This is a genomic window from Saccharopolyspora halophila (assembly GCF_039531955.1).
GTDB lineage: Bacteria > Actinomycetota > Actinomycetes > Mycobacteriales > Pseudonocardiaceae > Saccharopolyspora > Saccharopolyspora halophila.
Window position 1 is genome coordinate 367,499 of record NZ_BAAARA010000010.1, and the last position, 22,529, is coordinate 390,027.

19 protein-coding genes are annotated in these 22,529 nt (G+C 71.1%); 11 read left to right on the forward strand and 8 right to left on the reverse strand.

The window, feature by feature from the left end; translation table 11 throughout:
- Positions 1 to 198: 198 nt before the first annotated feature.
- The 7 genes from ABD289_RS17410 (at position 199) to ABD289_RS17440 (ending at position 8,816) form a co-directional block, all read left to right on the forward strand.
- On the forward strand, positions 199 to 1,515 hold the full coding sequence (locus tag ABD289_RS17410) for a nickel pincer cofactor-dependent isomerase, group 22 (protein WP_344133414.1): 1,317 nt from the start codon (positions 199 to 201) through the stop codon (positions 1,513 to 1,515).
- A 202-nt stretch (positions 1,516 to 1,717) separates the two neighbouring features.
- Positions 1,718 to 2,284 carry a GNAT family N-acetyltransferase gene (locus ABD289_RS17415; protein ID WP_344133417.1) on the forward strand — a complete coding sequence of 189 codons (567 nt, stop codon included), beginning with the start codon at positions 1,718 to 1,720 and terminating at the stop codon, positions 2,282 to 2,284.
- A 135-nt stretch (positions 2,285 to 2,419) separates the two neighbouring features.
- Entirely contained in the window at positions 2,420 to 3,961 is a 1,542-nt protein-coding gene (locus ABD289_RS17420) for an LCP family protein (RefSeq protein ID WP_344133420.1), read from the forward strand.
- A 94-nt stretch (positions 3,962 to 4,055) separates the two neighbouring features.
- The gene (locus tag ABD289_RS17425) at positions 4,056 to 4,676 is read left to right on the forward strand and encodes a carbonic anhydrase (RefSeq protein WP_344133423.1); all 621 of its coding nucleotides are present in this window, start codon (positions 4,056 to 4,058) and stop codon (positions 4,674 to 4,676) included.
- 155 nt (positions 4,677 to 4,831) lie between these two features.
- Positions 4,832 to 7,183 carry a wax ester/triacylglycerol synthase domain-containing protein gene (locus ABD289_RS17430; RefSeq protein WP_344133427.1) on the forward strand — a complete coding sequence of 784 codons (2,352 nt, stop codon included), beginning with the start codon at positions 4,832 to 4,834 and terminating at the stop codon, positions 7,181 to 7,183.
- Positions 7,180 to 8,091 (forward strand): DMT family transporter, encoded by a 912-nt coding sequence (locus tag ABD289_RS17435; RefSeq protein ID WP_344133430.1) that lies wholly within the window; start codon positions 7,180 to 7,182, stop codon positions 8,089 to 8,091. Before ABD289_RS17430 ends, ABD289_RS17435 begins: the two co-directional genes overlap by 4 nt.
- Positions 8,082 to 8,816, forward strand: coding sequence for an SDR family NAD(P)-dependent oxidoreductase (locus ABD289_RS17440; RefSeq protein ID WP_425564708.1), 735 nt, complete (start codon positions 8,082 to 8,084; stop codon positions 8,814 to 8,816). The genes ABD289_RS17435 and ABD289_RS17440 overlap by 10 nt, the downstream gene beginning before the upstream one ends.
- 26 nt (positions 8,817 to 8,842) lie before the next feature.
- Here the strand turns inward: ABD289_RS17440 and hpnH are convergent, their stop codons facing one another.
- From hpnH to ABD289_RS17480, 8 genes are all read right to left on the reverse strand, one after another.
- Entirely contained in the window at positions 8,843 to 9,847 is a 1,005-nt protein-coding gene (gene hpnH / locus ABD289_RS17445; protein ID WP_344133433.1) for an adenosyl-hopene transferase HpnH, read from the reverse strand.
- A 3-nt stretch (positions 9,848 to 9,850) separates the two neighbouring features.
- Positions 9,851 to 10,510 (reverse strand): 5'-methylthioadenosine/S-adenosylhomocysteine nucleosidase family protein, encoded by a 660-nt coding sequence (locus ABD289_RS17450; protein WP_344133435.1) that lies wholly within the window; start codon positions 10,508 to 10,510, stop codon positions 9,851 to 9,853.
- On the reverse strand, positions 10,507 to 12,435 hold the full coding sequence (gene shc, locus ABD289_RS17455; protein ID WP_425564709.1) for a squalene--hopene cyclase: 1,929 nt from the start codon (positions 12,433 to 12,435) through the stop codon (positions 10,507 to 10,509). The genes ABD289_RS17450 and shc overlap by 4 nt, the downstream gene beginning before the upstream one ends.
- Entirely contained in the window at positions 12,432 to 13,454 is a 1,023-nt protein-coding gene (locus ABD289_RS17460; RefSeq protein ID WP_344133438.1) for a polyprenyl synthetase family protein, read from the reverse strand. Before ABD289_RS17460 ends, shc begins: the two co-directional genes overlap by 4 nt.
- A complete protein-coding gene (hpnE, locus tag ABD289_RS17465) occupies positions 13,451 to 14,812 on the reverse strand; it encodes a hydroxysqualene dehydroxylase HpnE (protein ID WP_344133441.1) in 1,362 nt (453 codons plus the stop codon). The genes ABD289_RS17460 and hpnE overlap by 4 nt, the downstream gene beginning before the upstream one ends.
- On the reverse strand, positions 14,809 to 15,672 hold the full coding sequence (gene hpnD, locus ABD289_RS17470) for a presqualene diphosphate synthase HpnD (protein ID WP_344133445.1): 864 nt from the start codon (positions 15,670 to 15,672) through the stop codon (positions 14,809 to 14,811). The genes hpnE and hpnD overlap by 4 nt, the downstream gene beginning before the upstream one ends.
- Positions 15,669 to 16,577, reverse strand: coding sequence for a squalene synthase HpnC (gene hpnC, locus ABD289_RS17475; protein WP_344133448.1), 909 nt, complete (start codon positions 16,575 to 16,577; stop codon positions 15,669 to 15,671). The genes hpnD and hpnC overlap by 4 nt, the downstream gene beginning before the upstream one ends.
- Positions 16,578 to 17,345: 768 nt before the next feature.
- Complete coding sequence (locus ABD289_RS17480) at positions 17,346 to 18,533, reverse strand: dipeptidase (RefSeq protein ID WP_344133451.1); 1,188 nt, start codon at positions 18,531 to 18,533, stop codon at positions 17,346 to 17,348.
- A gap of 127 nt (positions 18,534 to 18,660) precedes the next feature.
- Here ABD289_RS17480 and ABD289_RS17485 point away from each other — a divergent pair, with 127 nt between their 5' ends.
- The 4 genes from ABD289_RS17485 to rox all read left to right on the forward strand — a co-directional run bounded on the left by ABD289_RS17485 (position 18,661) and on the right by rox (position 22,501).
- Entirely contained in the window at positions 18,661 to 18,858 is a 198-nt protein-coding gene (locus tag ABD289_RS17485) for a hypothetical protein (RefSeq protein ID WP_344133454.1), read from the forward strand.
- 157 nt (positions 18,859 to 19,015) lie between these two features.
- On the forward strand, positions 19,016 to 20,110 hold the full coding sequence (locus tag ABD289_RS17490) for a sensor histidine kinase (protein ID WP_344133457.1): 1,095 nt from the start codon (positions 19,016 to 19,018) through the stop codon (positions 20,108 to 20,110).
- Complete coding sequence (locus ABD289_RS17495) at positions 20,107 to 20,760, forward strand: response regulator (RefSeq protein WP_344133460.1); 654 nt, start codon at positions 20,107 to 20,109, stop codon at positions 20,758 to 20,760. Before ABD289_RS17490 ends, ABD289_RS17495 begins: the two co-directional genes overlap by 4 nt.
- A gap of 298 nt (positions 20,761 to 21,058) precedes the next feature.
- Complete coding sequence (gene rox / locus ABD289_RS17500; protein WP_344133464.1) at positions 21,059 to 22,501, forward strand: rifampin monooxygenase; 1,443 nt, start codon at positions 21,059 to 21,061, stop codon at positions 22,499 to 22,501.
- Positions 22,502 to 22,529: the final 28 nt, after the last annotated feature.

The window sequence follows — 22,529 nt, forward strand, 5'->3', positions numbered from 1 at the left end:
TGCCCGGTCGGGTGATGGTGCGGTGGTTGACGTGTCCGGCCGAGCGTCTCGGGATCGGAGCGCGGGTTCGGCGTCCGGGGATGGGTGTTCGGGGTGGATGTTCCGGGTGGATGGGTGTTCGGGGTGGATGGGTTTGCCGGGCTTGTTCGGGGTGCCACGATCCGGGCAACTCAGCTGGCCGCGTCCCGGGGCCAGCCCGTGACGGAGGATCTGGCGCTCATGTTCAACGTCGAGAAGGTCCGGTTGGCCGGAGCCGACATCGCACTCCCCAGGATGATCCCGATCGAGCAGCGGTTCGCCGCGCAGCAGGTGGACGACATCGAAAGCAGCATCCGCGACCAGGTCGCCGAGCACGACCGGCGGAGTCCGGTCGACGGCAAGCGGATCGCGGTCACCGTCGGCAGTCGCGGCATCGCCCAGCTCAACCGCATCGCGATCGCCCTGGTCGGCGCGCTGGCCGCCTGCGGCGCCAAACCGTTCGTGGTTCCCGCGATGGGCAGCCACGGCGGAGCCACCGCCGAGGGCCAACGCCAAGTGCTGGCCGAGTACGGCATCACCGAGGACAGCCTCGGCGCACCGATCCTCTCGTCGATGGACACCTCGGTCATCGCGGAGCTCGACGACGGCACCCCGATCCACTTCGACAACGAGGCCGCGCACGCCGACGGCGTGGTGGTCCTGGGGCGGGTCAAGCCGCACACCGACTTCCGCGGCAGCCACGAGAGCGGGCTGGCCAAGATGCTCGCGATCGGCCTGGGCAAGCACCGCGGCGCGGCCACCCTGCACAGCCACGGGTTCGAGAAGTTCGACACGCTCATCCCGCAGGTCGCCGACGTGCTGCTGAACCGGATGCCCATCGAGTTCGGCGTCGCCGTGGTGGAGAACGGCTACGAGGACATCGCGCTGCTGGAGCTCGTGCCCACCGACGGCATGCTCGACCGCGAGGCCGAACTGCTCATCGAGGCCAAGCGCCTGATGCCCAAGCTGCTCATGTCCGACATCGACCTGCTGGTGGTCGACCAGATCGGCAAGGACATCAGCGGAGCGGGCATGGACCCGAACATCACCGGTCGCGCCCCGGTCAACGCGGACAAGTTCCACGCCACGCCGCTCAAGCGGATCGTCGTGCTCGGGCTGACCGAGCACACCAACGGCAACGCCTGCGGGCTCGGCATGGCGGATCTGACCACTCAGCGCTGCGTCGACCAGATCGAGTTCGGCTCGTTCTACACCAACTCGCTGACCTCCGGCGTGCCCGACGGCGCCCGCATCCCGATGGCGCTGGCCAACGATCGGGACGCGATCGGGGCAGGTCTGCACCTCACCCAGGGCCCGCAGCCGACGCCGCCGAAGGTGGTGCGCATCCGCAACACCCTGAGCATGCCGCGCATCGAGGTCTCCGAGGCCTACGCCCAGGAGGTCGCCGACCACCAAGACATGACCGCCCTCGGCGAGCCGCACGACTGGGAGTTCGACGCGACCGGCCACCTATCGCCGCTGCCCGCGGTGCACTGAACCGTCCGCTGCCCGGCCGGGGAGCGGCTCCGCTTCCCGGCCGCGCGGTTCGTGTGGTCAATGGCGGATTTATTTCAGTCTACACTGAACTCACAGTCGCAATGAACGCATGGTGCTGAGCGTTCGCGATAGAATCCCGGTAGTTCCACAACTGCGCCGAGGCCGGCGAATTCCACGCCGGTGGGCGAAAGGCGAGGCAACCATGCAACCTCCGCTTACCACCGAACGGCTCGTGATCCGCGAATGGACCACCGACGACGCAGACGTGCAGGCCGCCCTCGAGCTCTACGGCCGCCCCGAGGTGACCGAGTGGCTGACACCGGTGATCTCCAACGTCGCCGACCTCGCCGCGATGCGCGCCGTGGTGCACTCCTGGACCGAGTCCCAGCCCAACCTGATCCCGCCCACCGGGCGCTTCGCCATGCACCGCCGCGACGACGACGCGGTGGTCGGCGGCCTGGTGCTGCGCATGCTGCCGCCCTACGACCACGACCTGGAGCTCACCTGGCAGCTGCGCCCGGAGGACTGGGGGCACGGCTACGCCACCGAAGCGGCCACCGCCGTGCTGCACTGGGCGTTCACCTTCGACATCGACGAGATCTTCGCGCTCACCAGGCCGGACAACTCCCGCGCGATCGCCACCGCCAAGCGCCTCGGCATGGAATGGGTCGGCGAGACCACCAAGTACTACGACACGACGTTGCAGGTCTACCGGGTTCGCCAGAGCGACCTCCCGGAATGCCCGGTCATCACCGCAACCGATGACTGACCAGTAGCGATCACTGATCGTGGCGAAAAGAAGACGCGATCGGAGTACTTGAAATTCGCCAGTAAGGCGCAGTGGGGCTGTAATCCTGGAACCGTCGTCCAGCGCCGAGCACTCGGCGCACCCGACGGAGGAAGAGTGCCACCACCCGACCGGAAGTCGGCTCGCCCACCCCAGCGGCGCCCGCCCCAGCGGCGCCCGCAAGGCCGACCGCAGCCCGCCGCGCGCCGCACGCCCATCGGCCCGCGCCTGCTGGCCACCGCGCTGTCCCTGCTGGTCCTGGTGGTGACCGGCTACGGGTGGAACAACTACCGGCAACTGCTCGACGGGCTCGCGACCAGCGAAGTCACCCAGGGCGGGGCGGACGGAGCGATCGACATCCTGCTGGTCGGCATGGACAGCCGCACCGACGCGCACGGCAATCCGCTGCCCGAGGAGGTCCTGCGGGAACTGCACGCCAGCGCCAACGAGGCGGCCCTGACCGACTCGCTGATCCTGCTGCACATCCCGAACGACGGATCCAGGGCAGTCGGGTTCTCCTTCCCCCGGGACTCCTACGTGAACATTCCGGGCCAGGGGAAGCACAAGATCAACTCGGCCTACGGTCGCGGGAAGTTCGCCGAGCAGCAGGCGCAGCGGGCCAAGGGAGTCACCGACCCGAAGGCCGTGGAGAGGGCGGGCAACGACGGCGGGCGCAAGCTGCTGGTGCGCACCATCGAGAACCTCACCGGTTCATCGATCGACAGCTACGCCGAGGTCAACCTGCTGGGCTTCGCCAAGATCACCGAGGCCGTCGGCGGCGTTCCCGTGTGCCTCAACGAGGCCACCAGCGATTCCTACTCCGGCGCGGACTTCAAGGCCGGGCCGCAGACCATCTCCGGGCCCGACGCGCTCGCGTTCGTCCGGCAGCGCCACGGACTCCCCCGCGGCGACCTGGACCGTGTGGTCCGCCAGCAGGCGTTCATGGCCGGACTGGCGCAGAAGGCGATGTCGACCGGGGTGCTGGCCAGTCCGTCCCGGCTGCGCGGGTTGATCGCCTCGGTGCAGGACTCCGTGGTGCTCGACCTCGGCGGGGACACCGACGTGCTCGAATTCGCCCAGCGGCTGCGCGGTCTGGCCGCGGGCGCGATCCAGTTCAACACGATCCCCATCGAGGACCCCGAGTACGCCACCCCCGACGACGGCACCGCGGTCAAGGTCGACCCGGAGGAGGTCAAGCAGGCCGTGCAACGGGCCTCACATCCGGCCGGGTCGCGGGCGCCGGAGAAGCCGTCGGCCACGAACGACTCCTCCGAGGTCCGGCCCCAGGTCGACGTGCTCAACGGAACCCGCATCAGCGGACTGGCCGAAGGCGTGCGCAGCGAGGTCGAGCAGCAGGGCTACGCGGTCGGCTCCATCGGCAACGCCGACGCGCGCGGCGACTCGGTGCTTCGCTACGGACCGGGCGCCTCCGAGGTGGCCGAGAAGGTCGCCGAAGAGCTCGGCGACCTTCCGACCGAGTCGCAGGATTCGCTGCCCGAGGGGCGCATCCAGGTGCTCCTCGGAACGGACTACGACGGTCCCGCGGCGCCGGGCTTCGCCCCGCCGAAGGCGGTGGCCCTCGACGGGCAGGTGCACGCGCAGGAGTCCGGCGAGGATTCAGCGCCGATCAACGCCGCCAACATCCCCTGCGTGAACTGACCGGCCACTGTGGAGTCCGCACCGGAGAGCGCGAGCGCGTGGTCTCGCCCACTCGATGTCGTGGGCGGGATCCGCACGCATTATCTTCTAGAGCATGTCCACGCCGTCCACTCCCGCTGAAGCGTTCGAGGTCCTGCTGAAGGGCAACCGCCGGTTCATCGACAGCACCTGCGAACACCCCAACCAGGACGCCGACCACCGCGCCGCGCTGGTTCCCGGGCAAGCGCCCTTCGCCGTGCTGTTCGGCTGCTCGGACTCGCGATTGGCCGCCGAGATCATCTTCGACCAGGGGCTCGGCGACCTGTTCGTGGTCCGCACGGCCGGACACGTGGCCGGACCGGAAGTGCTGGGCACGATCGAGTACGGGGTGGGGCAGCTGGGCGCTCCGCTGGTCGTGGTCCTCGGCCACGACTCCTGCGGTGCGGTCACCGCCGCCCGCCAGGCCGCCGTCGACGGCACCTCGCCGCAGGGCTACATCGGTGACCTGGTCGAGAAGGTCACGCCCAGCGTGCTGGCGGCCCGCGCGAAGGGCCTCGACGAGGTCGACGACATCGTCGACGTGCACGTCGAGCGCACCGCCGACATGCTGCTGCAGCGCTCCCCGCTGCTGGCCGGCAAGGTCGAGCGCGGCGAGTGCGCGATCGCGGGGCTGTCCTACCGGCTCACCGACGGAACGGTCCGCCGCATCACCGGGCACGGCCCGCTGGAGGTCTGACCCCCGGCACGAGCACCCGGCCCGCCGCGCGGCGGGCCGGGCCGTCGTGGTCATCGCCGAGCTGCCGGGAAGCCGATCCGTCCGGTTCGCGTTAGCCTGCACGAGCACACGTGCATGGCGAAAGGACCGGTCGCGTGAGCCCGCAGCCACGTCGAGTGCTCTTGATCAGCGCCACCATCGGTGAAGGCCACAACGCGACGGCACGCGCCGTCGAGGAGGCAGCCCGGCGAGTGTGGCCGGGCTGCGAGGTCGAGTGGCTGGACGCACTGCGCATCATGGGGCGTTGGGTCCCGAGCACGTTCAACTGGATCTATGCCACCAACGTGGAGTCCACGCCGTGGCTCTACGACTTCTTCTACGACTCGCTGTGGCGCTACCGGTGGTTCGCCAACGCGTGCCGCCGGTTCGTCGGTGCCTGGTGCGGACCGCTGATGCGCCGCGAGGTCCTCGGCGCTCACCCGGATCTGATCGTGTCCACCTACCCGCTGGGCACCGCCGGGCTGGACTGGATGCGCAGGCACGGCGATCTCGCCGGGGTCCCGGTGACCGCGATCGTCTCGGACTTCGCACCGCACCCGTTCTGGGTCTATCCCGACGCGGACCTGCACTACGTGATGAGCGAGGCCAGCCTGCGCGCGATGTACCGGGCCGAGCCCGATGCGGTCGGAGCGGTCGGCGCGCCACCGGTGCGCCGCGAGTTCCGGCCGCGCGACCGATCTGCGGCGCGCGCCGAGTTCGGCCTGCCGACTACGGGTTTCACCGCACTGATCTCCTGCGGCGCGCTCGGTTTCGGCGCCATGGAACGGGCGGCCGACGCCGCGCTGCGCGCCGATGGCGTCTCGCGCGTGCTGGTGGTGTGCGGGCGCAACGACAGGACGCGGCGCGCGCTCGCCGAGCGCGGCGATCCCCGGCTGGTGCCGATCGGCTGGACCGATGACATGCCCGGCCTGCTGGCCTGCTCGGACGTCGTGGTGACCAACGCGGGCGGCGCGACCGCGTTGGAGGCGCTCGCCTGCGGCCGGGCGGTGACGATGTTCGAACCGATCGCCGGGCACGGCCGGGCCAATGCCGAGCTGATGGCCGAGTCAGAGCTGGCCGAGCTGTGCCCGCACGCAACCGATCTGACCGGAACGCTGCGCCGCTGGACCGACGATTCCGCGGAGCTCGCCGAACGGGAGGAGCGGGCGCTCAAGCACGCCTGCACGGCCGACCTGGACGACCAGGTGGCTGCCCTGGCCGACGTGCCGCAGCATCACGGACCGCGTTCGCTGCGCCCGCAGGACGCGTTCTTCGTGCACGCGACCACGCCCGAGGTCCCGCAGCAGACCGGCGCGATCCTGCACCTGGAGGAGTCCGCCCGAACGCTGGAGGAGTGGCGCGGGCTGCTCGCCGAGCGGATTCGGAGCCGGGCCACCGAACTGCCGATGCTGTCGCGCAGGCTGGTGACCCGCCCCGGACGGCGTCCGCAGTGGATCCACGACGAGGTGCACGCCCCCGACCACGTGAGCTGCCGGGAACTGCACTCCGCCGAGGTCGACGACGAGGTGCTCGCCGAGTTCTTCGCCGACCCGGTGCGCACCGACCGGCCGCCGTGGCAGCTCCTGGTGCTGCACGACTCGATCACCGGGCGAGCGATCCTGGCCGCGAAGATGCACCACTCGCTGGGCGACGGGGTCGCGGTCACCAGCAATCTGGTGCACCTGCTGTGCGACGAGCAGCAGCCGAAACCCGCCTCGGGCAAGGTGAACCGGCCCTGGTACCGCCGCGTTCCCGAGGTGTTGCGCGGATTGACCGGACTCGCTCTCTCCGGTGCCGCACCGAGCCGGTGCTGGACCGGGACCAGCAGTCCGGAGCGCTCCTTCGGCCACCTCAGCCTCCCCGCGGCGCAGGCGCGCGCGATCGCCCGCGATCACGGGGTGACCAGCACCGGACTCATGCTCGGACTCGTCGCCGAGGCGCTGCACCGAACGCACCGGGAGCGGAATCCGGCGGCACGGTTCCGGGTGATGGTGCCGCGCACCGCCCGGACCGGACGCGGTGGCGCGGGCATGAGCGAACCGGGCAACCACACGCTGTCGATGTCGCTCGACCTGCCGATCGGGCCGATGCCCACGCCGTGGCGGGTGCGGGCGGCCGCCCGCGCGCTGCTCCAGCTGGAGACCAGCGGACAGCCGATCGCCACCGGCGCGGTCATGACCGCGATGGGCCTGCTGCCCGCGGGCCTGCACCGGTGGGTGGTCCGCCGGGTCTACCACCGGCGGTTCTTCAACGCGATCGTTTCGGTGCTGCCCGGCCAGCGCAGACCCGCGCACATCGACGGGGTGCGCATCACCGAGGTCCTGCCGGTGCTCTCGCTGGCCGACGGCGTCGGGCTCGCGGTCGGCGCGATCGGGTGGGGTGAGCACTTCGGTTTCGGCGTCACCACCGATCCGGCCCTGGCGCCGCGAGCGGAGGTCTTCACCGAGCACCTGCGCGATGCCTTCGCCGAAATGCGGGCACGCCGATGAGTTCCGCGGGCACGGTGCTGACCATCGCGGTTCCGGCCGCGGTGCTGGGCGCGGCGAGTTTCGGCCTGGCCAGCGCCATCCAGCACCGCGTCACCAAGCAAGTCCCGCAGGTGCGCACCTTCAGCCCCCGCATCCTCTGGGACCTGGTGCGCAAGCCGATCTGGGTGCTCAGCATCGGCACGGTCGTCATCGGGCTCTCGCTGCAGGTTGTGGCGCTGGCGTTCGGACCGCTGGTGCTCGTGCAACCGCTGCTGGTGACCTCCGTTCTGTTCGGTGCCGCGTTCGCCGCCTGGCTGGCCCGCCGCCCGATGGACTGGGTGCTCGCGCTCGGCGGGCTGGCCTGCGCCGGTGGTCTGGCGGCGTTCCTGATGCTGGCGCGCCCGTCCGGCCACGGCAGCCAGTTCACCGGAGCGCCGGTGCTTCCGCTGTCGCTGCTGCTCGGGCTGCTCGTGCTGCTGTCCTTGCTGGCCGCCCGCTGGCTGCGCGGTGAGCTCGTCGCGGTCGCGCTGGCGGCGGCGACCGGGATCTTCTACGGCGTCACCGCCGGGCTGATCCGGGTGGTGGCCGGCTACTTCCGCACCGGCGGGCTCCTCGAGCCGTTCACCCACTGGTCGCTGTACGTCGTGTGCGCGATCGGTCCGATCGGATTCCTGCTGAGCCAGCAGACCTTCCAACGCGGCCGGCTGATGTCTCCCGCGCTGGCGGTGATCACCACGGTGGATCCGCTCGTGTCCGCGGCGATCGGGGTGAGCTGGCTCGGCGAGCAGATCAGGTCCTCACCGGGGGTCCTTCTCGGCGAGACCATCGCGGCCGTGGCGATCGTGGGCGGCATCGTGCTGCTCGCCCGGCGCAGCGAACAGCTCCGCCGGGCGACGACCGAGCAGCAGGGTGCCGACACGTGGGGCTGATCCGGCGCGACGGCACTCGGCTGACCACCGCCCTGGTCACGGGCGCCTCCTCGGGCATCGGCGCGGCCACCGCCGCCCGGCTGGCCGCCGCGGGCTGCGCGGTGGTGCTGACGGGGCGCGACGAGCACCGGCTGGCCCGGGTCGCCGACTCGACCGGCGGGCGCGCGGTCGCCGCGGACCTGGCCGCTTCCGGCGAGCCCGAACGGGTCGCGGAAGCCGCCGCCGATGCCGACCTGGTGGTGCACAGCGCGGGTCTGGGATGGGCGGGCCCGCTCGGTGAGATGCCTCGACGATCGATCGACGATCTCGTCGAGGTGAACCTGACCGCCGCGCTTCGCCTGACCCGGGAGCTGCTGCCGGGTTTGGTCGAGCGCAACGGGCACCTGGCATTCGTGTCCTCGATCGCCGCCGTGGGCGTGCGGGACGAAGCGGTGTACTCGGCCACCAAGGCGGGCGTGCGCGCCTTCGCCGCGAGCCTGCGCTACGACGGGCTGGGCGTCACCACGATCTTCCCCGGCGCGGTGCGCACACCGTTCTTCGACGGTCGCACCTACGCGCGCCGCCACCCGCGCATGGTCGATGCCGACGAGGTCGCCGACGCGCTGCTGCGCGGCGTTCGGCGGGACAGGGCCGAAGTGTTCGTCCCCGGGTGGCTGACCCTGCCCGCGCGCATCAGCGGTGCGCTGCCCGGGGTCTTCCACCGCCTCTCCCGGCGGTTCGGATAGGCCGTTCGAGAAGCGAGCGCTGCCGATCACCCCTCCCGGACCGCGCGCAGCGACTCCTTCAACGAGCCCATCGTCGCCAGCACGGACGTGGGTTCGTAGCCGCAATGGGCCATGCAGTTGGCGCAGCGGGGGTCGTTGCCCCTGCCGTAGGCCGACCAGTCGGTGTCCTCCAAGAGCTCCCGGTAGGACTGGGCGTAGCCGTCGTTCATCAGGTAGCAGGGGCGTTGCCAGCCGTAGAGCGAGTAGGACGGAATCGCCCATGCGGTGCAGGAGAAATCGACCTTGCCCTCGAGGAAGTCCAGGAACAGCGGCGAGTGGTTGAACCGCCACTTCTTGCGCCTGCCGTCGGCGAAGACCTTCTTGAACAATTCCCGGGTCTCGCTGACTCCCAGGAAGTGCTCCTGGTCGGGCGCCTTGTCGTAGGCGTACGCGGGCGAGAGCATCATCTGGTCGACCTTGAGGTCGTTGTTCAGGAAGTCGAGCACCTCGATGACCGACTGCGGCGTGTCGGTGGTGAAGAACGTCGAGTTGGTGGTGATCCGGAAACCGCGCCGCTGCGCGTCCTTGACGTTGTCGACGGCCTGGGCGAACACGCCCTCCTTGCACACCGAGGCGTCGTGGCGCTCCTCGAGCCCGTCGATGTGCACGGCGAACGAGAAGTACGGCGACGGCGTGAACTTGTCGATCTTGCGCGGCATCAGCAGCGCGTTCGTGCACAGGTAGACGAACTTCTTGCGCTTGACGAGCTCGTCGACCAGCACCTCGATCTGCGGGTGCATCAACGGCTCACCGCCCGCGATGGAGACGACCGGTGCACCACACTCCTCGACCGCCGCGAGCGCCTGTTCGACCGGCATCCGCTGCTTGAGCACGTTTGCCGGGTGCTGGATCTTGCCGCACCCGGCGCAGGCCAGGTTGCAGGCGAACAGCGGCTCCAGCTCGAGGGTGAGCGCGAACTTCTCGCGCCGGGCCAGCTTCTGCTTGAGCAGGTAAGCGCCGACCCGAACGGCCTGGCGCACGGGAATTCCCATCAGTTACGCCTCCTCACGAGTGGTGTGGATCTCCGGCGGGATGTGCCTGCCCCAGCGGCGCAGGCAGGCGCCGACGGCGTGCAGCCGGGCGAGCGCGGTGAGGCCGCGCCGCGCGGTTCCCGGGTGCAGCAGCGGCTGGCCGACCGCGTCCACCACGACGCGGACCACGGCGACCGGCCGCTCCCCCGCCGCCTGCGCGAGCACGGCGGATTCCAGGTCTACGGCGAGCGCGCCGGTGGCGGCGAGCTCGGTGCGGCGCGAACCGTGCACCAGCCGATCGGTGCTGACGATCGGTCCCCGCCGCACCGGGAACCCGCTGCGGACCAGCTCGGCGGCGAGCGAATCCGCGGCCCCGCAGGGCACCACGTCGTTGCGGCTGCGGATCTCGCTGGCGACCACCACGTCACCACTTCCGACGTCGGGGGTGAGTCCACCCGCCAGCCCGGCGACGAGCAGCACGTCGAAGTCCGCTGCCAGCAGCCGAACCGCGCTGTGCGCGCTGCGCTTCGGCCCGTAGCCGGTGCACCGGACGGTGGTGTCGCCGTGCAAGCCGTTGCCGCGCAACATTTCCCGCCCGACCTCACGACTCCCCTGGGCCGAGCGCAGCGCGCGCGCCTCCAGTCGCATCGGCGCGCAGATGAGCATCTTCGACGACATGGTCATTCCCCGTCTCGTAGGTACCGACCGAGTGCGGTGAGCGGGAAGATCACCCGGTACAGGTGGTAGTTGAGGTAGAAGTCGCCCGGGAACCCGGTCCCGGTGAACTGCGGCTCGTCCCAGCCGCCGTCGGCGCGCTGGGTCCGCGCCAGGTACGAGATCGCACGGCGCACCGGTTCCGTGTCGCGGCGACCGGCGGCCAGCAACGCCAGCAGCGCCCAACCCGTCTGCGAGGCCGTCGAGTCGCCCCGCCCGATCCAGGCCGGGTCGTCGTAGGAGCGCAGGTCCTCGCCCCAGCCCCCGTCGGGGTTCTGGTGCTCCTCCAGCCAGCGCACCGCATCCCGCACCGCGCGGTGCCCGGGATCGACGCCCGCGGCCACCAGCGCGGGCACGGCGGCTCCGGTGCCGTAGACGTGGTTCGCGCCCCAGCGGCCGAACCAGGAACCATCGGCTTCCTGGTTGTGCAGCAGCCACTTCACCCCGCGCCACACGACCTGGTCCTGCTCGCCGAGCACGGCCAGCGCCTCCACCACGTGCGCGGTGACATCGGCCGAAGGCGGATCGATGACCTCGCCGAAGTCGCAGAAGGGCAGCTTGCGCACCAGTTCTCGGGTGTTGTCGGCGTCGAAGGCCGCCCAGCCGCCGTCGGCGGACTGCATCCCGCGCAGCCATCGCACACCGCGCCGCATCGCGCCGCGCACCGCCTCCGGGTCGTGGTGCTCGATCCGGTTGAGCGCCAGCAGGACCTCGGCGGTGTCGTCGATGTCGGGATAGCCGTCGTTCTCGAACTCGAACGCCCAGCCGCCCCCGGCAGGCAGGTCGGGGCGTTTGACCGCCCAATCGCCCTTGACCCGGATCTCCTCGGCGAGCACGTAGTCGGTCGCCCGGCGCAACGCCGGGTGGTTTCCGGGCACGCCGGCGTCGTGCAGCGCCTGCATTCCCAACACGGTGTCCCACACCGGCGACTGGCAGGCCTCCAGGCGGCGCACCACGCCGTCCGGGGTCTGCTCGCGGATGAGGAAGCCCTCCAGCCCGGCGATCCCCTTGGCGAGCACCGGGTGATCCATCGGATAACCGAGCAGGTGCAAGGCCAGGATCGAGTACACCCACGGCGGCTGGATGCCGCCCCAGGAGCCGTCCGCCTCCTGGCGGGCCACGATCCACTCCGCCGCGCGCGACATCGCGTGCCTGCGCAAGGTCTTCACCGGGCGCCGCTGGTAGCGGTGCAGGACCTCGTCCAGCGCGTGGAACCCGTATCCCCAGCTCCACTCCCGGCGCGGTGGTGCGGTGGGTCTGCCGGTGCGCAGCTCGCGCACGGTGATGCCGAGATCGCGTCGGGGCCGGAGGGTGCACACCACGGTCAGCGGCACCACGGTCTGCCGCGCCCAGCAGCCCCAGTCGGAGACATTCAGCGGGAACCACTTCGGCAGCAGCACGACCTCCGGCGGCATCGCGGGCAGGTCGTTCCAGGACCACTCGCCGAACATGGCCAGCCAGATGCGGGTGAACACCCGTGTGCGCTCCAGACCGCCGTTGGCCAGAACCCATTCGCGCGCGCGGCTCATGTGCGGCGCGTCGACGTCATCACCGGCGAGCTTGAGGGCGACGTAGGCCTCCGCGGTGGTGGACAGGTCGCCCGGACCGCCGTAGAAGTTCGCCCACGTCCCGTCGTCGCGCTGCTGCGACCGGATCCAGCGGGCCGCCTGCTCGGTCTCGGAGGCGGTGCGGATTCCGAGGAACTGCCGCAGCAGCAGGTCCTCGACGTCCATCGTCACGTTGGTCTCCAGCTCGCCCTTCCACCAGCCCTCCGGGCTCTGCAGCGAGAGCATGTGGTCGCGCGCGGCCAGGGCCGCGGTGCGGGCATCTGCTCGAGCCGCGCTCCGGGTGGGAAAGTCCGCGATGGATGGACGGGCGGCCTGCACTTCGGTCAAAGCTTCCTCCGTACGATGAATTCGGCGAGTTCGCCCATTGGTTCGGTGGAGCCCAGGGCTTCGGAGGCGAGTTGTTCCTCCGCAGCGGCGAGACGTCTGCGGCACTCCTGGCGGGTCCAGTCCTCGGAACCGGCGCGCCGCACCATCTCGGCGGCCTCGGCGAGCTGCTCCTCGGTGAGCTCTTCCGGCTGGTCGTAGAGCTCGCGCAACCGGTCGCCCTCGCGAGTTCCGGAGGTCAGGGCGTGCACCACCGGCACCGTCTTCTTGCGCGCGCGCAGGTCGGAGAGCACGGGCTTGCCGGTGACCTCCGGATCACCCCACAGGCCGAGCAGGTCGTCGATGAGCTGGAAGGCCAGGCCGAGCTCGGTGCCGTAGGCGTGCAGGCCGCGCACCGCCTCGCGCCGCGCGCCCAGGATCAACGGCCCGATGGAGCAGGCGCAGCCCAGCAGTGCCGCGGTCTTGTCGTGGGCCATGCGCAGGCATTCGTCCAGGCCGACGTCCTGGCGGCGTTCGAAGCTCAGATCGGCCGATTGCCCGGCGATGAGCACGCGTGTGGTCGCCGACAGCGAACGCACCCCGGCGGAGGCGTTCGGCGCCCCCGATTCCAGCAGCACGTCCGGGGAGAGCGACAACAGCGCGTCCCCGGCCAGCAGCGCCTCCGAACGGCCGAACACGGTCCAGGCCGTCGGGCGGTGCCTGCGCGAGGCGTCGCCGTCCATCACGTCGTCGTGCAGCAGCGAGAAGTTGTGCACCAGCTCGACGGCGGTCGCCGCAGCGGTGGCGGCCTCGCCTGCGCCGCCCGTCCGGTCGCCGACAGCGCACTCGGTGGCCACCAGCACCAGCGCGGGCCGCAGGGCCTTGCCGCCGGCGTCGGCAGGCGAACCATCGGCGTCGCTCCAGCCGAAGTGGTACTCGCCGACGCGGCGGGTGCCGGGGTCCAACCGCCGCACCGCCGTGCGCAGCGCGGGTTCCACCGACTCGCGCGCGGACAGCAGGGCCGGGGGCAGCACCGTGGTCATGCGGTCACCTCCACACTCCGTCTTGATCGCTGTTGCACGTCCACCGCTTCCGCCGCCAGCGCACCGCTGCGCACCGCGCCCTCGGTGGTGTCCGGCCACCCGGTCGCGGTCCAGGCACCCGCCAGGACCAGGCCGGGAACGCTGGTGCTCGCCGCCGGGCGCAGCGCCGCGGTGCCGGGGGCCTGCCGGAAGGTCGCGTTGGGCTCGCGGGTGACGAAGAAGTCCAGCAGCCGGGCTCGCCGCGCGGCCGGGAACAGCTCGCGCAGCGCGGGCACGAAGCTCTCGCGGATCTCCTCGGTCCGCATCTCGACCTCGCGGTGCGCCGCGGACTGCGACAGCGCGAGGTACTGGCCGCGTCCGGCCCCCGCGATCCGGGTGCGGTCGAAGACCCACTGCACCGGGGAGTCCAGGACCGCTGCCATCTCGAGATCGGCCACGCGGCGGTCGAAGTGCGCGTGCACGTTGACGATCGGTGCCGCCGACAGTCGGTGCCACTGGTCGGCACCGCTCACCGGCAGGTCCGCCACCAGCGCGGAGGCCGCCGCGTGCGGGGTGGCCACGACCACGTGATCCGCGGGAACCGCGGTTTCGCCAGCTGGTTCGCGGATCGGGATCCGGAAGCCGTCGCCGCTGCGGGTAATGGTGCGGGCCTTGCAGCGCAGCCGGATGTCGGCGCCCTTCTCGCGCAGCACCCGCAGCGCCGGTTCGCCGTGCAAAGCGCCCAGCGACAACTGCGGGATGCCGATGTCGCAGCTGTCGGCCTCGTCTAGGACGCCGGTGCGGAACACCTTGGCCGCCAGCGCCATCGAGGCGTGCTCGGGTTCGGCGTTGAGCGCGGCGACGCCGAGCAGGCCCCACAGGGCATCGACCGCGCGCGGTGATTCGCCCCGGTCGCCGAGCCAGCGCCCCAAGCTGATCTCGTCGAGCGCCGGGTCCTGCGGGTCCAAGGAGCGCATGGCCAGGGCGGTGCGGGCCAGCCGCGCCCGTTCCGCCCAGCTCAACCGGCTGTGCGCGAGCAGCGCCGGCGCCAGGTGGGCAGGTGCGGGCAGGTTCCAGCGGGTCAGCACCGCGGGTTTCGCTCCGGGTGCGAGCACCGGCACCCGGAACCGGCGCTGCAGCCGGACGCCGTGGCCGACGCCGAGCCGATCGAGCAGCCTCAGGTACGCGGTGTAGCAGCGCAGCAGGACGTGCTGACCCGTGTCGACCTGCAGACCGCCCCGGGAGAACGAGTAGGTCGCGCCGCCGAGCCTGGGCCGGGCCTCGAGCAGGCGCACCGAGAACCCCGCCTCGAGGCAGTCCAGGGCGGCGGTGATCCCCGCCAGCCCACCGCCGATCACCACCACGCGCCCGCGGCTCACGGGGTCAGTCCCGCCAGCGAACGGGCCGCCACGCTCGCCTTGTGCCAGCCCGACAACGACGTCCGCTCGTCCAGCGCGGCGTTCGGGTTGGACGCGATGCGCACCAGGAGACCGTGGTAGATCCCGGCCATCGAGGCGCAGCAGGCGCGACTGCGCCGGTCCAGCATGGGCAGCAGCCGGAAACCCTCGGTGTACCAGCGCTCGGCGCGGGCGGCCTGGAATCGCACCAGGCGGTTCCAGCACTGCGGGTCCGCCACGAAACCGCTCCCCGGTTCCAGCCGCACCCCGAAGTTCGCGAGGTCGTCGGAGGGCAGGTAGACGCGTCCGTTCTCGTGATCCTCACGGATGTCGCGCAGGATGTTGGTCAGCTGCAGCGCCACTCCCAACGAGTCGGCTCGCACTCTGGCCGCCGCGAGGTCGCTGCTGCCGAACACGCCGAGCGAGAGCCGCCCGACCGACCCGGCCACGCAGCGGCAGTAGTGCAGCAGCTCGTCGAAGGTGGTGTAGGTGGTGCCGCGAACATCGGCCTCGCAACCGTCGACGAGCTCGTCGAAGGCCTCCATCGGCACCGGCAGCCGGTTGGCCGCGTCGGCCAGCGCGGCCAGCACCGGGTCCGAGGAATCGGTGGAAGCGCCGTGGATGGACTCGCGGCACTGCTTGAGCTCGCGCAGCTTCTCCTCGCCGGGCAGGTCGCCGTCACCGATGTCGTCGATGCGGCGGGCGAAGGCGTAGACCGCCGACAGCGCGCGGCGCTTGGGGCCGGGCAGCAGCCGGATGCCGTAGGAGAAGTTGCGCGCCTGCTCGCGGGTGATCCGCTCGCACTCCGCGTAGGCGTCCCGGATCTGCGCTGGTTCGGTCACCGCGTCCCTCCCAACACGTACAGCCGCGCCCACTCGAGGAAGGTGCGCGCCTTGCCCGGGCGCACCTGCGCGGCCAGCGGATCGTGCCCGGCCGCGTTGAACGCGGCGGCTGTGGCCAGGCCACCCGCGACGTAGCCCGCGACGGCCACGCGCGCGGTGCCCTCGAGCTCTCCGACGAGCACGCCGCCGTCGCGCAGCATCCGGCGCGCGCGATCCACTTCGAACTTCACCAGCCCACGCAGGGCGGTGCTCGCCCGCGGAGCGGCCAAGTCCTCCTCGACGACCCCGAACCGGGCCATGTCCTTCTCGGGAAGGTAGATGCGCCCCTCCCGGTAGTCCTCGCCGATGTCCTGGCAGTGCTCGAGCACCTGCAGCGCCGTGCAGATCCAGTCCGACAGCGCTACCAGGCCCGTTTCCGCGCGGCCGAACACGTGCAGCACCGACGCCCCCACCGGGTTGGCCGACAGGGCGCAGTAGTCGCGCAGCTCGTCGAAGTCGGCGTAGCGGCGCACCCGCTGGTCCTGCCGGTTGGCCTCGATCAACTTCACGGCCACGTCGAACGGGATCCCGCACTCGGCGACCGTGGCCTGCAACTTCCGCAGGATCGGTGTGCGCGCGGTGCCCCGGTAGGCCCGGCGCAGGTCGTGCTCGAGGAAGTTCAGCAGCGCCTCCCGGTTGCCGGGGGCTTCGTCACCGGCGTAGTCGACCAGCCGGAAATAGCCGTACAGCGCGTGCAGGTGCCTGCGCACACCACCGGGAAGTACGCGAGCGGCCACCGGGAAGTTCTCCGAGCGCATCCGCGCGAGCACGTCGGCACTGCGCGGGAAGTCCCCCGAACGCGCGTTTCCCCCCAGTTTTTCTGGATCCTCTCCGGACAACGCGTCGTCCGGCAGCGACAAGACCATCGGTCCTCCTCCTAATCCACCGGCCAGGAGGCGCAACCGGCATCGTATGGGCGCCCCACTCGCACCGCAGGACGAGAGAGCGCACCGAAACCGACCCTTCGAGCCGGTGTTCGACGGATCGTTTCGTCCCTGGCGCCTCACCCGTTTCCATAATGGACATCAGGAGCGCGGGACTCGCGCAGAATCGCCAGCAGGTGGCCGGATCGAGTGGCCCCCCCTGACCACTTTGGACCATTCGACTACCGACCGCGATCGGAAAGCGGCTCGCCCCGACCCGAAGCAGGTCGACCCGCGCTCGCGGGAAGCGCCGACTCAGCGCGCCATCGGGCGCGCGGGCGAACCGGCGCGCCCGACGCCGATGGAACGCCTCCGGGAAGAACTCACCGAAGGCGCGGCGTCCTGAACCGGACGGCGGAGCGGGCCCCGGTGACCGGCGATGCCGACGGCGCGGGCGTGCTCGGGACCGGTCGAAAGCGGGCCGGTCGAGAACCGGTGTGCCGCGCGCTGCCGCTACCGGGAAGATCGAGAAGATGCGTGGTCCCACGCACCTGGCTTCGAGCGCGTGTTCGAATCGGGGGTCGCTTCGATACGCGACGGTAGCCGCGCGCGGTGCGGGACTCAGCCGGTACCGCCGCTGGTTTCTCAGCGGTCGTCCAGCGAGGACAGCCGTCGCGCCACCCACACCACGAGCTGAAGGCCCTGGGTAGGGCGCTACCGATCCTCGCGTTGCCCGGTCGAGAATCCCCGGAGCGGTCCTGCCCGGGCTGCTCAGCCGTCGAGCTGGTCGAGCGTGGCGATCGAAGGCGATTCCGCGCGCTGCAACTCATCGGCGACCGACTCGGAATCGCGCAGCACGCGCACCGCGTTGTGCCAGGTCAGCTTGGCGAGATCCGGCTCCGACCAGCCGCGGCGCAGCAGTTCGGCGATCAGGTTCGGGTAGCCCGCGACATCGCCGAGATCGGCGGGCAGGAATGCCGTCCCGTCGAAGTCACCGCCGATGCCGATGTGGTCGATGCCCGCCACCTCGCGCATGTGGTCGAGGTGGTCGGCGACGGTGGAGGCGGTGGCGACCGGCTGCGGGTTGCGCTCCTCGAAGGCGGCCAGCACGGCCTTGGCCGCCGCGGAGGAGTCCAGCGCGCTCAGCCCGTGCTCGACGAGCTCGGCCTGGGCATCGGTGGTCCAGCGCACCGACTCGGGCAGCACGAACTTGGTCACGAAGGTGGCCATCGCGACCCCGCCGTTGGCGGGCAGTTGCGCCAGCACGTCGTCGGGGATGTTGCGCGGGTGGTCGCAGACGGTGCGGGCCGAGGAGTGCGAGAACAGCACCGGGGCGCGGCTGGCGCGCAGCGCGCCGCGCATGGTCTCGGCGGCGACGTGCGAGAGGTCCACCAGCATCCCGAGGCGGTTCATCTCCCGGACCACCTCGACGCCGAAAGCCGTCAGCCCACCGTGCTCCGGTTCGTCGGTCGCCGAGTCCGCCCAGGGCACGTTGTCGTTGTGGGTCAACGTCAGGTAGCGCACGCCGAGCTCGTGGAGCGCGCGCAGGGTGGCCATCGAACAGTTGATGGAGTGCCCGCCCTCGGCGCCCATCAGCGAGGCGACGCGGCCCGAGGCGCGGACCGCTTCGACCTCGTCGGCCGTGCGGGCCAGCTGAAGCCGCTCCGGGTAGCGGGCGGCCAGCGCGCGCACGCAGTCGATCTGCTCCAGGGTGGCGCTCACCGCGTTGTCGCCCTGCAGGTCGGTGGAGACGTAGACGGACCAGAACTGCCCGCCGACGCCGCCCGCGGCCATCCGATCGAGGTCGGTGTGCAGTTCGGCGGACTGGTCGACTGCGATGTCCCGGCGGTCGAGGTCGTAGCCGACCTGGCGGCGCAGCGCCCAGGGCAGGTCGTTGTGACCGTCCAGCACGGGCACCTCGGTCAGCAGTTCGCGCGCACGCGCCAGCTCGTCCGCCATCGCCGTTCTCCCGTTCACCCGGTCGGTTGTTCCCGGGGAGCATATCGACTCGGGCGCGCCAGCTGGTCCGGACGCGCGCCGCCGTGATCAAATCGACGAATCGGTCAATGGGCCGCACTATCGAGGTATGGAGCGGATTCCCCGGCAGCACGACAGCGTTGACCTCCCGGCGGCACTGGCCGAGTACGGGCACCTGGCCGCGCAACTACCCGGCGCCTCCAGCAGGACGGCCGAGCAGCTGCGCGCCCGGCTGGCCGAGCTGGACGTGATCATCGACGACCACGTGGCGGCACTGGCGCAATACCACTCTGTTGTGGACAGTTGACCTGCCAGGGATGAACCATCCCGGTCAGACCGACGCGCAACACCCGAGCACCGGTGTTACGGCCGCACGAACCGCTCCCCCACTACGTCGGGTGAAGTAGTCCGGTATTCGCTTCCCGGCCGACTTCGCACCCGCCGGAATCAGCGACACTGCAGGTATGCACGCGCTCCGAGCACGCCTGCCGGACATCGCACCGGCACTGCTGGTGACCTTCATCGGCGTGATCGGCACCATCGCGGCCGCCCACCGCTTCCCCGACGCCGACCGGACGATCGATCCCATCGTGCTGGCGCTGGTGCTCGTCTCCGGGCTGTCCCTGCTGCCGCGCCGCGCCGCACCGCTGAGCGTGCTGGGTCTCGTAACGCTGCTGGTGTCGAGCTATCTGCTCCTCGGCTACGACCACGGACCGATCCTGCTCGCGCTGCTGGTCGCGGTGTACACCGTCGCCCGGCACCTCCCGATGCCCACCGCGGGCATCGCCGCCGCCCTCGCGCTGGCCGTGCTGCTGATCCCCACGTTCACCAGGGGCCCTGGTTCCGCAGGAGTCGTCCCCGCCGCGGCCTGGGTGGTGGTTCCCTTCGCCCTGGGCCTGGTGGTGCAGGTGCGGAAGGAGGCGGCCACGCGGCGCCGGGAGGAGACGCTGCGCAGGCACGTCGACGACGAGCGGTTGCGGATCGCCCAGGAGGTGCACGACGTGGTCGGGCACGGGCTGGCCGCGATCAAGATGCAGGCCGATGTCGCGCTGCACGTGCACTCCAAGAAGCCCGAGCAGGCCGCGGCCGCGCTGGACGCCATCAGCCGAACCAGCGGCGAGGCCCTCGACGAGCTGCGCTCGACCCTGGCCGTGCTGCGCGGCGGTGCGGGACGCGACGCCGCTCCCGGGCTGGCACGGGTTCCGGACCTGGTGCAACGCACCAGGGAGGCCGGTCTCGAGGTGTCCCTGCAGGTGCGGGGCGATCCTCCGGAGCTGCCTCGCGGCGTCGACCTCACCGGCTACCGGGTGCTGCAGGAATCACTGACCAACGTGCTGCGGCACGGCAGGCAGGCCCGGGCCGAGGTGACCGTGGACTACACCCCCGAAGCGGTCTTCATCGAGGTCGCGAACCCGCACACCGGCCCCGTCGGCGAGGGCGGTCTCGGCATTGCCGGGATGCGCCGGCGCGTCGAGTCCTTGGGCGGGGAGCTCACCGCGGATACCGTCGCGGATCACTTCCGGGTGCACGCCCGATTGCCGCTGGAGGACGCGCAGTGACCACCGTGCTGATCGTCGACGACCAGGATCTGGTGCGGATCGGACTGCGCACGCTCATCGACAGCGAGGACGACCTGACCTGCGTCGGCGAGGCCGCCGACGGGCTGGACGCGGTCGCCGCGGCCCGGCGGCACCACCCGGACGTGATCCTGATGGACGTGCGCATGTCCGGTGTCGACGGGCTGGAGGCCACGCGCCGCATCACCGCGGATCCGCAGCTGGCCACGAGCAAGGTGCTGGTGCTGACCACCTTCGAGATCGACGAGTACGTCTTCGGCGCGCTGCGCGCGGGTGCGAGCGGATTCCTGCTCAAGGACACCAGCCCGGCCGAGCTGCTGCGCGCGATCCGCCTGGTCGCCGAGGGCGAGGCGCTGCTGGCGCCGTCGGCCACCCGCAGGCTCGTCCGCGAGTTCGTCTCGATGTCCCCGCGCACCCGCCAACCGCACCCGCAGCTGGACACCCTCACCGAGCGGGAGCGCGAGGTGCTCTGCCTGGTCGCCGAGGGTCTCAACAACGAGGAGATCGCCGAGCGCCTGGTCGTCAGCCCGGCCACCGCGCGCACGCACGTCAGCCGCGCGATGGTCAAGCTCGGTGCGCGCGACCGCGCCCAGCTGGTGGTCTTCGCCTATCAATCGGGCCTGGCCGACTAGGTACGGCCCGGTGCGGTTCGGCCCGCCTTCATCCGGCGGTGGCGACGAGCACGTCGGCACGCGAACGACCGCGAGCGGAACCAATGGAGATTCTCCACCGATTGCGGGAGAAGAACGCGGCGAAATAGGGGCCCATTCCCTCCCATTCTCAATTTATAGCGCACCCCGGGGCTTGCGGCAAGCCCCGGATGGTGCCGCAGAATCCTGCGAACACCGGCGAGAACTGCGGAAACGGGAACTCGCGAAAACGCGTTGCGGAGTTCGGCGCAACCAGCCCCATTTTTGGAACGGAGTATTCGTGATCGATGTGATCATCGCTGGCGGCGGACCGACCGGCATGATGCTGGCAGGTGAGTTGCGGCTGCAGGGGGTGACCGCGCTCGTGCTGGACAAGGAGGTGGCACCGACCGACCACGTCCGATCGCTCGGCCTGCACGTGCGCAGCATCGAGGTGATCGACCAGCGCGGACTCCTGGAGCGGTTCCTCGCGCACGGCCGTCGATACCCGCTCAGCGAATACCCGAACAACTTCGCCGCCATCGAAGCACCGTGGCCGGGCGGGCTGGACACCGCGCACGACTACATACTCGGCATCCCGCAGCCGGTCACCGAGCGCCTGCTGACCGAGCACGCCATCGCGCTCGGCGCCGAGGTCCGGCGCGGCCGCGAGCTGGTGGGGCTCAGCCAGGACGAGGACGGCGTGACCGTCGAGCTGGCCGACGGCACCCGGCTGGCCGCTCGCTACCTCGTCGGCTGCGACGGCGGCCGCAGCACCGTCCGCGCTCTGCTCGGCATCGACTTCCCCGGTGAGCCCGCGAAGGTCGAGGCGCTGCTCGGGGAGATGGCGGTGACCGAGGATCCGGCGACGGTGGCCGCAGTGGTGACCGAGGTCCGCAAGACCCACAAGTGGTTCGGGATCGGACCGTCCGGGGACTACGTGTTCCGCGTCCTGGTACCCGCCGACGGACTGGCCGAGGACCGATCGGTCCCGCCGACGCTCGAGGAGGTCAAACGACAGCTGCGGGTCTACGCGGGCACCGACTTCGGCGTGCATTCGCCGCGCTGGTTGTCCCGCTTCGGCGACGCCACCCGGCTGGCCGAGCGATACCGGGACGGCAGGGTGCTGCTGGCCGGCGACGCGGCCCACGTCCACCCACCGCTGGGCGGGCAGGGCCTCAACCTCGGCATCCAGGACGCGTTCAACCTCGGCTGGAAGCTGGCCGCCGAGATCCGCGGCTGGGCACCGCCGGGGCTGCTGGACAGCTACCAGGCCGAACGTCGTCCGGTGGCCGCCGACGTGCTGGACAACACCCGCGCGCAGAGCGAGCTGATGTCCGCCGAACCGCGCGGGCGGGCGTTGCGCAAGCTGGTCTCGGAGCTGATGTCCTTCGAGGACGCCAACCGGCACCTGATCGAGAAGATCACCGCGATCGGGGTCCGCTACGACCTCGGCGAGGGGCACCACCTGCTCGGCAGGCGACTGCGCGACATCCGGCTGAAGCGAGGCCGCCTCTACGAGTCGATGCGCGGCGGGCGCGGGCTGCTGCTCGACCAGACCGGCCTGCTCTCGGCAGCGGGCTGGGCGGACCGGGTCGATCACGTCGTCGATGTCGCCGAGGAGCTGGACGTTCCCGCCGTGCTCCTGCGACCGGACGGCCACGTGGTCTGGGCTGGCGAGGACGAGCACGGGCTGAGCGACAGCCTGACCAAATGGTTCGGCGAGACCAGCAGGTCGGCGTGAGAGCAGGCGCGGCGCTGCGGGAGCACGC